We start from the raw sequence: 10,479 nt of genomic DNA on the forward strand, positions 1-10,479 counted from the left end.
CCCTCCACTGCTCGTGCCCGGGGGCGGTGCCGGGGCCGGGGCCCGTTCCTCAGGCGCTCTCGTCGGCGCGGGCGCGGACCGCGTCCGCGAACGCCTCGCCCCGCTTGTTGTAGTTGGCGAACATGTCCATGGAGGCGCAGGCCGGGGCCAGCAGCACCGTATCGCCCGGCCGGGCGAGCAGGGCGGCCTGCCGGACCGCCTCGGACATCGCCCCAGTGTCGGTCCGGTCGAGGTCGACCACCGGGACTTCGGGGGCGTGTCGCGCCAGGGCTTCACGGATCAGCGCGCGGTCGGCGCCCAGCAGCACGACGCCCCGCAGCCGCTTCGCCGCGCCGGTGACGAGTTCGTCGAAGGTGGCGCCCTTGGCGAGGCCGCCGGCGATCCAGACGATCGGCTCGTAGGCGGCGAGGGACGCCTGGGCGGCGTGCGTGTTGGTGGCCTTGGAGTCGTCGACGTAGGCGACGGAGTCGACGTCCGCCACATGTTCGATGCGGTGGGCGTCCGGCCGGAAGGCGCGCAGCCCGTCGCGGACGGCCGCCGGTTCCACGCCGAAGGCGCGGGCCAGGGCCGCCGCGGCGAGCGCGTTGGCGATGTTGTGCGGGGCGGGCGGGTCGACGTCGGAGACCTCGGCCAGTTCCTGTGCCTGCTGGTGGCGGTCGGCCACGAAGGCCCGGTCGACGAGGATGCCGTCGACCACGCCGAGCTGCGAGGGGCCTGGGGTGCCGAGGGTGAAGCCGATGGCCCGGCAGCCCTCCTCGACGTCGGCCTCGCGGACCAGGTCCTCGGTGGCCGGGTCGGCCGCGTTGTAGACGCAGGCGACCGTGTTGCCCTCGTAGACCCGGCCCTTGTCGGCCGCGTACGCCTCCATCGAGCCGTGCCAGTCGAGGTGGTCCGGGGCCAGGTTGAGGACCGCGGCGGAGTGGGCGCGCAGGGACGGCGCCCAGTGCAGCTGGTAGCTGGAGAGCTCGACGGCGAGGACGTCGTACTCCTCCTCGCCGAGCACCGCGTCCAGCAGCGATACGCCGATGTTGCCGACGGCGGCGGTGCGCAGGCCGGCCGCTTCGAGGATCGAGGCCAGCATCCGTACGGTCGTGGTCTTGCCGTTGGTACCGGTGACCGCGAGCCAGGGTGCGGGCTCGCGGCCGGTGGTCCCGCGCAGCCGCCAGGCGAGTTCGACGTCGCCCCAGACCGGGACGCCCGCCTCGGCGGCAGCCAGGAAGAGCGGTTTATCCGGCTGCCAGCCGGGGGCGGTGACGACGAGTTCCGTGGACGCGGGCAGGGTGGCGCCGTCACCGAGACGCACCGTGATGCCGTGCGCCTCCAGTTCGGCCGCCTGCGCGCGGGCGCGTTCGTCGTCGCCGTCGTTGACGACGGTGACGAGCGCGCCGCGCTCGTGCAGGGCGCGGGCCGCGGGGATTCCGCTGACGCCGAGCCCGGCGACGGTGACGTGCTTGCCCTGCCAGTCCACGGTGCTCACTTCTTGGCTGCCCATCCCGCGTAGAAGAGGCCGAGTCCGACGATCACGCACATGCCCTGGATGATCCAGAAGCGGACCACGACAAGGACTTCGGACCACCCCTTCAGTTCGAAGTGGTGCTGGAGGGGCGCCATCCGGAAGACCCGCTTTCCGGTCAGCTTGAAGGAGCCGACCTGGATGACCACGGACATGGTGATCATCACGAAGAGGCCGCCGAGGATGGCCAGCAGGAACTCGGTGCGGGAGCAGATCGCGAGACCCGCGAGCGCGCCGCCGAGGGCCAGTGAACCGGTGTCGCCCATGAAGATCTTGGCGGGCGAGGTGTTCCACCACAGGAAGCCGAAGCAGGCGCCCATGAGGGCGGAGGCGACCACGGCCAGGTCGAGCGGGTCGCGGACCTCGAAGCAGGCGCTGGGTTTGGTCAGGGTGTCCGCGTTGGCGCAGGACTCCTGGAACTGCCAGAGGCCGATGAAGGTGTAGGCGCCGAAGACCATCACCGAGGCCCCGGTGGCCAGACCGTCCAGACCGTCGGTGAGGTTCACGCCGTTGGACATGGCCAGGATCATGAACAGCGCCCAGACGCAGAACAGCACCGGCCCGATCGACCAGCCGAAGTCCTCGACGAACGAGAGCCGGGTGGAGGCCGGGGTAGCGCCCGCGGAGTTGGGGAACTGGAGCGAGAGCACCGCGAAGGCGATGCCGACGATCAGCTGGCCGGCCATCTTCGCCTTGGCCCGCAGGCCCAGCGAACGCTGCTTGACGATCTTGATGTAGTCGTCGAGGAAGCCGACGAGCCCCATTCCGGCCATCAGGAACAGCACGAGGACGCCGGAGAAGCGCATGTCCTCGTCGGTGATCACCTTCGTCAGGACGTACGCGATGATCGTCGCCAGGATGAAGGCGATGCCGCCCATCGTGGGCGTGCCCTTCTTGCTGCCGTGCGTGCGCGGGCCGTCGTCCCGGATGAACTGCCCGTATCCCTTGCGGGCCAGCAGTTTGATCAGCAGCGGGGTTCCGACCAGGGTCAGAAGGAGCCCGATGGCCCCCGCGAAGAGGATCTGCCTCATCGGCCGGTGACCTCGCCCTCGGTCGAGTACTCCAGCAGTGCCAGAGCGACCTTCTCCAGGCCGACCGACCGGGACGCCTTCACCAGCACGACGTCTCCCGGGCGCAGTTCACTGCGCAACAGGTCGACGGCCGCCTGTGCGTCGGACACGTGCACCGACTCCTCACCCCACGAACCCTCGTTATATGCGCCCAGTTGCAGCCAGGAGGCTTCTCTGCCCCCGACCGCGACGAGCTTGCTGACGTTGAGCCGGACGGCGAGCCGTCCGACCGCGTCGTGCTCGGCGAGCGACGCGTCACCGAGCTCGGCCATCTGACCGAGCACCGCCCAGGTGCGCCCCCCCTCGGCCCGTCGGGCCTCGCCCATGGCGGCCAGCGCACGGAGTGCGGCTCTCATGGATTCGGGGTTCGCGTTGTAGGCGTCGTTGACGACGGTCACACCGTCCGGACGCTCGGTGACCTCCATGCGCCAGCGGGAGAGGGTGCCCGCCTCCGAGAGCGCCTCGGCGATCTCGGTCACGGACATGCCCAACTCATGGGCGACGGCGGCCGCGGCGAGCGCGTTCGACACGTGGTGCTCACCGTACAGGCGCAAGGTCACGTCGCTGCACCCGGTGGGTGTGTGGAGCTCGAACGCGGGCCGTCCGTCGGGGGTGAGCCTGACCTTCTCGCCCCGTACGTCCGCTTCCGGGGCCTCTCCGAAGAGCAGGACGCGGGCCTTGGTTCGCGCGGACATGCCGCGGACGAGGGGGTCGTCGGCGTTCAGGACGGCGCAGCCGTCCTCGGGCAGGCTCTCGACGAGTTCGCCCTTGGCCTGGGCGATGGCCTCGCGGCTGCCGAACTCGCCGAGGTGGGCGGTGCCGACGTTGAGCACCAGGCCGATGCGGGGCGGGGTGAGGCCGGTGAGGTAGCGGATGTGGCCGATGCCGCGCGCGCCCATCTCCAGGACCAGGTGCTCGGTCTCGGCGGTGGCGCGCAGCGCGGTGAGCGGCAGGCCGATCTCGTTGTTGAGGGAGCCGGGCGTGAAGACCGTGGGGGCCCGGCGCTCCAGCAGCTGGGCGATGAGGTCCTTGGTGGACGTCTTGCCCGCGGAACCGGTCAGCGCCACGACCGCGGTGCCGAGGCGTTCGACGACGGCGCGGGCGAGCGCTCCGAGGGCCGCGAGGACGTCGTCGACGACGATCGCGGGGACGCCGACGGGGCGGGCGGCGAGCACGGCCGCCGCGCCCGCCTCGACGGCCCCGGGGGCGAAGTCGTGGCCGTCGGCCCGCTCGCCCGCGAAGGCGACGAAGAGGCTGCCCTGCTCCACGGCCCGGGAGTCGTGGACGACGGGGCCGTGGACGGTGACCGACGGATCCGGTATGTCGTGCGGTTGCCCGCCGACGATTTCGGCGATCTCGGCGAGGGAAAGGGTGATCACTTGGTCATCCCTGACTGTTGTTCTCGGGAGCGGCACGGTCCACGGCGCCCGCGGGGGCGTCGTCGTCGGCGCCGGTGCGCCCCAGGGACCGCTCGATGGCTGCGTGCAGGACCTTGCGGTCGTCGAAGGGCCGTACGACCCCGTGGATGTCCTGGCCCTGCTCGTGCCCCTTGCCCGCGACGAGGACGGTGTCGCCCGGTTCGGCGCGGGCGACGGCGGCGGCGATGGCGGCTGCGCGGTCGGCGTCCACCAGCACGTCGCCGCGCTCGTGGACGGGCACTTCGGCGGCGCCGGCGAGCATCGCGGCGAGGATCGCGAGGGGGTCCTCGGAGCGGGGGTTGTCGGAGGTCAGTACGGCGGTGTCGGCGAGGCGGGCCGCCGCGGCGCCCATCGGGCCGCGCTTGGTGGTGTCGCGGTCGCCGCCGCAGCCGAGCACGATGTGCACCCTGCCCTCGGTGACCTTCTGCAGGGAGCGCAGCACGGACTCGACGGCGTCGGTCTTGTGCGCGTAGTCGACGACGGCGAGGTAGGGCTGGCCGGCGTCCACCCGCTCCAGGCGGCCCGGGACGCCGGGGACGGCCGCGACGCCGTCCGCGGCGGTCTGCGGGTCGACGCCCGCGACGGCCAGCGTGACGATCGCGGCGAGGGTGTTGGCGACGTTGAACGGTCCGGGCAGCGGGGAGCGCGCGGCCACCCGCTCGCCGTTCGGTCCGACGGCGGTGAAGGCGCTGTCCTGCGGTCCGACCAGGACGTCCTCGGCGTGCCAGTCGGCGTCCGGGTGGCCCTCGGCGGAGAAGGTGGTGACCGGGACCCCGGACTCCGTGACGAGCCTGCGGCCGTACTCGTCGTCGAAGTTGACGACGCCCCGGTGGCTGCGCCCGGGGGTGAAGAGCTGGGCCTTGGCCTGGAAGTAGTCCTCCATGCCGGAGTGGAACTCCATGTGCTCCGGGCTGAGGTTGTTGAAGACCGCCACGTCGAAGACGCAGCCGTCGACCCGGCCGAGCACCAGGGCGTGGCTGGAGACCTCCATCGCGACCGCCTCGACGCCGCGTTCGCGCATGACGGCGAACAGGGCCTGGAGGTCGGTGGCTTCGGGGGTGGTGCGCTCGGACTTGATCCGCTCGTCGCCGATCCGCATCTCCACGGTGCCGATGAGCCCGGTGGAGCGTCCGGCGGCCCGCAGGCCGCCCTCGACCAGGTAGGCGGTGGTGGTCTTGCCGGAGGTTCCGGTGATGCCGATCTGGAGGAGGCCGATGCCGGGCCGCCCGTAGATGTCGGCGGCCATCTCGCCCATGACGGCGCGTGGGTTCCCGGCGACCAGGACCGGCAGGCCGGTGGCGGCGGCGGCGCGCTCGGCGCCGGCCGGGTCGGTGAGGACGGCGGCGGCGCCGAGGCCCGCGGCCTGGGCGGCGAAGTCGGCGCCGTGCAGGCGGGCGCCGGGCAGGGCCGCGTACACGTCGCCGGGGCGGACCGCTCGCGAGTCGTGCGTGATGCCGGTGACCTCACCGGGCCCGGGCGACTCGACGCCGAGCCGTTCGGCCAGCTCGCCGAGCGGGGTGGGCCGGAGCCGGTCCGGTCGGGGCGCTCCCGGGTAGGTCACAGGCGCGTCCTTCTGGGTGGTTTGGGACTGATCAGCGTGGGGCACGGCGGTGAGCGTACCGGGCTGGGGCGGGCTCTCGCGAAGCGAGGGACCCGCGCCCCGGTGGTTCTCGTTCCGGTTCCCGGGATCGGGGGTGATGGTTGTCACTGAGGTTCCTTGAGGGGTGCTCGCGCTTCCCCGCGTCACTCGCCGGGCTGGAAGGACACCGGCAGCCGGGGCGGCTTGCTGCCGGACGGAGGGGTCTGGAGCGTCTTGAGGGCGAACTCCATGACCTGCTTGTAGATGGGACCGCAGATCTGGCCGCCGAAGTAGCTTCCCCGGGTCGGGTTCTGGATCGCGCAGTAGACGGTGATCTGCGGATCGTCGGCGGGCGCGAAACCGGCGAAGGACGCGGTGTAGCCCTGGTAGACGCCGCGTACCGGGTCGACGCGGTTGGCCGTGCCGGTCTTGCCGGCCACGCGGTAGCCGGGGATGGCGGCCCTGGTTCCGGTGCCCTCCCGGTCGTCGACGACGGACTCCAGCATGGTCGCGAGGGTCCTGGCGGTCTTCTCGCTGACCACCCGGTTCTCCTCGGGGGCGTCTACGGCGGTGAACCGCCCGTCGGCTCCCTTGGCGCCGCGTACGAGGGTGGGCGCGACCCGGACTCCGCCGTTGGCGATCGTGGAGTAGACCGAGGCGGCCTGTACGGCGTTGAGCGAGAGCCCCTGGCCGAAGGGGATCGTGTACTGCTGCGAGGTCGACCAGTCCTTCGGGTGCGCGAGGATGCCGGGCGATTCGCCGGGGTAGCCGAGCCCGGTCTTGCTGCCGAGTCCGAACTTGCGCAGGTAGGAGTAGAGGACCCGGTTGGACTCGGCCTGCGTTTCGCCGAGCTGGCCGGTGGCCAGGATGGTGCCGATGTTGCTGGACTTGGCGAGCACCCCGTTGAGCGTGAGGTACCAGGTGGGGTGGTCGATGTCGTCCTTGAAGAGCCGGTCGCCGCGGTGCAGCCGGTTGGGGACGACGACGTGGGTGCCGGGCGTGGCGGCCTTCTCCTCCAGCACGGCGGCCATGGACATGACCTTGCTGGTGGAGCCCGGCTCGTAGACGTCCTGGAGGGCCGCGTTGCCGAGGGAGGCGGAGCCGGCCCGGGAGAGGTCGTTGGGGTCGTAGCCGGGCGCGTTGGCCATGGCCAGCAGCTCGCCGGTCCGGGTGTTCTGCACGATGACGTAGCCGCGGTCGGCCTTGGACTTCTCGACCTGGTCGGCGATGGCGCGCTGGGCGGCCCACTGGATGTCCCGGTCGATGGTCAGTTCGACGTCGGAGCCGGGTACGGCCGGGATCTCGCTGGAGCCGGCCGTGGGCACCCGGCGTCCGCCGGCCTGGGCGTAGCGGATCTTGCCGTCCTCGCCCGCGAGCTCCTTGTCGAGCTGGGATTCGAGTCCGCCGCCGCCCTTGCCGTCGTCGCTGACGAATCCCAGTATCCCGGCGGCGAGGTCTCCGTTGGGGTAGACCCGCTTGGTGGTCGGCTCCTGGAGGACGCCGGCCAGGACGTTGGCTCCCGGGCCGCCGTTCGCGCCGTCCTCGGCGGCCTTCTCGGCGAAGACCGTCTTGAGGTCCTTGATCTGCTTCCAGACCTGGGGCGTCTGCCGGTAGGCGAGGACGGTGTAACGGCTCCTGGGCGTCGAGAGCTTCTTGACGAGCTCGTCCACGTCCTTGCCCAGGATGGGGGCGAGCAGGGCCGCCGCCTGCTGGGGAGCGTCGGGGGCCTTGCTGTCCTCGGGCGTGAACAGCTTGGGGTCGGCGGTGATGTTGTGGGCGTCGACGCTGGTGGCGAGCGCCACGCCCTTGCGGTCGGTGATCTCGCCCCGCTCGGCGGCGACCGTGTACTCCAGATAGCGGTTCTTCTCGGCCTTGGCCGCGTACGCGGAGGCGTCGACCGCCTGGACCTGGAGCAGCCGGGCCGTGAAGAGCAGCATGACGACCGTCAGCCCGAAGCCGACCAGCCGCAGCCGGGGGCGCGGGCTGCCGAGCCGCAGGGCGCGGGGCGCCCGGCCGCGGGCGGTGCCTCCGGAGCGTCCCGGTGCGGAGCGCGGCCGGCGGGCCGGCGGGCGGGGCCCGGAACGGCCGGCGCCGCTCGCCGCGTTACGGGGGCGCGCCGGGTCGGGTACGCGGCGGCGCGGCGGTTCCTTGGGCGGCACTGCGTCACCTGCCGGAGGGCGTCGGGGGCGGGGTCGCCGCGGTGCGCGGCGCGTTCTGTGCCGCGGGCCCGGTCGCGGCCCCGGCGGCGGGCTGCGGGCCGGACGCGGCCGGCGGCGGCGGGGCCGAGCCGGACGGGCCGGCGGGCGGGGCGGCCGGTGGGGCCGCCGTCGCGGTGGCGGCGGGGCCGGCCGCTCCGGGCTTCGGGCCGCCGAGCATGGCGCCGGGGCTGGGGGGCGGCGGCGCGGTGGCCTCGGCGGGGACGCCGCGGACGGTGCCGTCCGGTTCGAGGAAGGCGGGGCTGCCGCCGGGGACCATGCCCAGCTCGCGGGCGCGCCGCTCCAGGGCGTCGGGCTGGGAGAGGCTGTCGACGTCGCGCTGGAGGGCCTGCTGCTCGTCGGTCAGCTCGGTGGTGTCCCGTTTCAGCTCGCTGAGCCTGAACGATCCTTCGTTGAGCGCGGAGTTCAGCAGGAGCAGGGCGATGAGCCCGCCCCCCAGCAGCAGGACGACGAGGAGGACGAAGGGGGTGCGGGCCGCGGTGCTGGGCCCGGAGGACGGCATCAGCCGGGCGAGCCGTCCGGCCCGCCCCTTCAGCGCCGCGGCCTGCTTCCCGCTCACCGCACGGTCTCCCTGGCGCTCATCGCTCCTCCTCGCGGACGCGCTGGGCACCGCGCAGCCGGGCGGGCGCGGCGCGGCGGTTCTGCGCGACCTCTTCCTCGGTGGGCAGCTCCGCGCCCCGGGTGAGCAGCTTGAGGCGCGGCTGGTAGCGCTCGGGGACGACGGGCAGTCCGGGGGGCGCGGTGTTGGCGGCGCCGGCCGCGAAGACCTGTTTGACCAGCCGGTCCTCCAGCGAGTGGTAGGACAGCACGGCGATCCTGCCGCCGACCGCGAGGGTGCCGACGGCCGCCGGGATCGCCCTCTCCAGGACGCCGAGCTCGCCGTTGACCTCGATGCGCAGGGCCTGGAACGTCCGCTTGGCCGGGTTGCCGCCGGTCCGCTTGGCGGCCTGGGGCAGCGAGTCGCGGATCAGCTCGACCAGCCGGGCGCTGTTGCTGAACGGCTCCTTCTCGCGCTCGCGCACCACGGCGGAGACGATCCGCTTGGCCTGCTTCTCCTCGCCGTAGGCGCGCAGGATGCGGACCAGTTCGCCGGGCGGATAGGTGTTGAGCACCTCGGCCGCGCCGATGCCGGTCGTCTGGTCCATCCGCATGTCGAGCGGCGCGTCCTGGGCGTACGCGAACCCGCGGTCGGCCTCGTCCAGTTGCATGGAGGAGACGCCGAGGTCGAACAGCACGCCCTGGACCCGGGGGATGCGGAGGCGGGCGAGGACGTCGGGCAGTTCGTCGTAGACCGCGTGGACGAGGGTGGCCCGGTCGCCGTAGGGGGCGAGCCGCTCGCCGGAGAGCCGCAGCGCCTCCTTGTCGCGGTCCAGGCCGATCAGCCGGGCGGCGGGGAAGGCCGCGAGCAGGGCCTCGCTGTGCCCGCCGAGGCCGAGGGTGCAGTCGACGACCACGGGCTCCGGGTGGGCCGGGGCCTGGAGAGCCGGGGCCAACAGGTCCAGACACCTCTGGAGCATCACCGGGACGTGTCGGGTCTGGCTCAATGCGCCCTCTCAGGCTCTGTCCCGCGCGGCCGGTACGTACGTCCTGGTCCCCGCCCGCTCTGAAGGGGAGGTCCGCCGGCGCCGGGGAAGGGGCGTCGGCCGACCGAGAGCGGGAGAGGGCCGGGCCGCACGTACGCCGCACATCACGGGGGAAATACGGAATATGCAGGAGGTACAGGTGGTGCGGTGGGTGCGGGGTGGTGCGTGCTCGGGTGGGGCGGTGACTTCGCGTTACTTTAGTCCACCCTGCCATTCGATCGATGCGCGATCAACGAGCGCGGCAGCGAGTCGCCCCAACCATCGCGAACCGGCTCCTCACCCGGACGGATGCACCTCGGTCCGCCGTGTGGGCTACCTCACAACAAGACGAGTTGACGTTCTTTGTCCACTCCCTCAACACGCTCGCACCAGGTGGGACGGCTAACGTCGTATCCATGTCGACTTCCGCTCACTCCCCCGCCGAGCCCGTGACGACCACCGGCGAGCCGGTCCGCGCGGGCGGTACGGTCACCGACCGCCTGGTCGAGGCGAACACGCGCTACTCGGACGATTTCCGCGATCCGGGCATGGACGCCCACCCGGTCCTCCAGGTCGCCGTGGTGGCCTGCATGGACGCCCGGCTCGACCTGCACGCGGCGCTGGGCCTCGAACTCGGCGACTGCCACACCATCCGCAACGCGGGCGGTGTCGTCACCGACGACGTGATCCGCTCGCTCACCATCAGCCAGCGGGCCCTCGGCACGCGCAGCGTCATACTCATCCACCACACCAACTGCGGCCTCGAATCGCTCACCGAGGACTTCCGGCAGGAGCTGGAGCGCGAGGTCGGCCAGCGGCCGGTCTGGGCGGTGGAGGCGTACTCGGACGCCGACCAGGACGTGCGCCAGTCGATGCAGCGGGTGCGGACCTCGCCGTTCCTCCTGCACACCGACGACGTGCGCGGGTTCGTCTTCGACGTGACCACCGGCCTGCTCCGCGAGATCGATTCCGCTTCCTGAGCCGCGGGCCGGTCCGCTCCGGGGCCGGCCCCCGCCAGCCGGCCCGCCCCGAAAGCCCTCCGACCGGTCTTTCGTCTCACCCAAAAGCGTCATACACCTACATTCCGCCCTCAGTTATCCACAGGCGAGTGACACGAAGCG

The 10,479-nt window shown here is 72.5% G+C and carries 8 protein-coding genes; 1 reads left to right on the plus strand and 7 read right to left on the minus strand.

Translation table 11 applies throughout. The features are described 5' to 3' along the window. Nucleotides 1–49: 49 nt before the first annotated feature. The 7 genes from murD to rsmH form a co-directional block, all read right to left on the minus strand. On the minus strand, nt 50–1,492 hold the full coding sequence (murD, locus tag EES43_RS06415; RefSeq protein WP_206429997.1) for a UDP-N-acetylmuramoyl-L-alanine--D-glutamate ligase: 1,443 nt from the start codon (nt 1,490–1,492) through the stop codon (nt 50–52). Further along, nucleotides 1,474–2,544 carry a phospho-N-acetylmuramoyl-pentapeptide-transferase gene (gene mraY, locus EES43_RS06420; RefSeq protein ID WP_124267808.1) on the minus strand — a complete coding sequence of 357 codons (1,071 nt, stop codon included), beginning with the start codon at nt 2,542–2,544 and terminating at the stop codon, nt 1,474–1,476. The genes murD and mraY overlap by 19 nt, the downstream gene beginning before the upstream one ends. Further along, nucleotides 2,541–3,962, minus strand: a complete 1,422-nt coding sequence (gene murF / locus EES43_RS06425) for a UDP-N-acetylmuramoyl-tripeptide--D-alanyl-D-alanine ligase (RefSeq protein WP_124267809.1) — start codon at nt 3,960–3,962, stop codon at nt 2,541–2,543. The genes mraY and murF overlap by 4 nt, the downstream gene beginning before the upstream one ends. A 4-nt stretch (nt 3,963–3,966) precedes the next feature. Beyond that, a complete protein-coding gene (locus EES43_RS06430; protein ID WP_124267810.1) occupies nt 3,967–5,562 on the minus strand; it encodes a UDP-N-acetylmuramoyl-L-alanyl-D-glutamate--2,6-diaminopimelate ligase in 1,596 nt (531 codons plus the stop codon). 182 nt (nt 5,563–5,744) lie between these two features. Continuing rightward, nucleotides 5,745–7,739, minus strand: coding sequence for a peptidoglycan D,D-transpeptidase FtsI family protein (locus EES43_RS06435; RefSeq protein WP_124267811.1), 1,995 nt, complete (start codon nt 7,737–7,739; stop codon nt 5,745–5,747). Nucleotides 7,740–7,743: 4 nt separating this feature from the next. Then, complete coding sequence (locus EES43_RS06440) at nt 7,744–8,298, minus strand: cell division protein FtsL (RefSeq protein WP_124271819.1); 555 nt, start codon at nt 8,296–8,298, stop codon at nt 7,744–7,746. Between the two features lie 76 nt (nt 8,299–8,374). Then, nucleotides 8,375–9,340, minus strand: a complete 966-nt coding sequence (gene rsmH / locus EES43_RS06445) for a 16S rRNA (cytosine(1402)-N(4))-methyltransferase RsmH (RefSeq protein ID WP_124267812.1) — start codon at nt 9,338–9,340, stop codon at nt 8,375–8,377. Between the two features lie 434 nt (nt 9,341–9,774). Here rsmH and EES43_RS06450 point away from each other — a divergent pair, with 434 nt between their 5' ends. After that, nucleotides 9,775–10,338 carry a beta-class carbonic anhydrase gene (locus tag EES43_RS06450; RefSeq protein WP_124267813.1) on the plus strand — a complete coding sequence of 188 codons (564 nt, stop codon included), beginning with the start codon at nt 9,775–9,777 and terminating at the stop codon, nt 10,336–10,338. The last annotated feature ends 141 nt before the right edge of the window (nt 10,339–10,479 follow it).

The sequence above is a fragment of the Streptomyces sp. ADI96-02 genome, assembly GCF_003846185.1.
In the GTDB taxonomy this organism is placed as follows: domain Bacteria; phylum Actinomycetota; class Actinomycetes; order Streptomycetales; family Streptomycetaceae; genus Streptomyces.

What these genes read in the sequence shown, in the direction of transcription:
- EES43_RS06450 (WP_124267813.1), top strand. Translation starts at nt 9,775, where the DNA reads ATGTCGACTTCCGCTCACTCCCCCGCCGAGCCCGTGACGACCACCGGC.
- murD (WP_206429997.1), bottom strand. Translation starts at nt 1,492, where the DNA reads ATGGGCAGCCAAGAAGTGAGCACCGTGGACTGGCAGGGCAAGCACGTC.
- EES43_RS06440 (WP_124271819.1), bottom strand. Translation starts at nt 8,298, where the DNA reads ATGCCGTCCTCCGGGCCCAGCACCGCGGCCCGCACCCCCTTCGTCCTC.
- mraY (WP_124267808.1), bottom strand. Translation starts at nt 2,544, where the DNA reads ATGAGGCAGATCCTCTTCGCGGGGGCCATCGGGCTCCTTCTGACCCTG.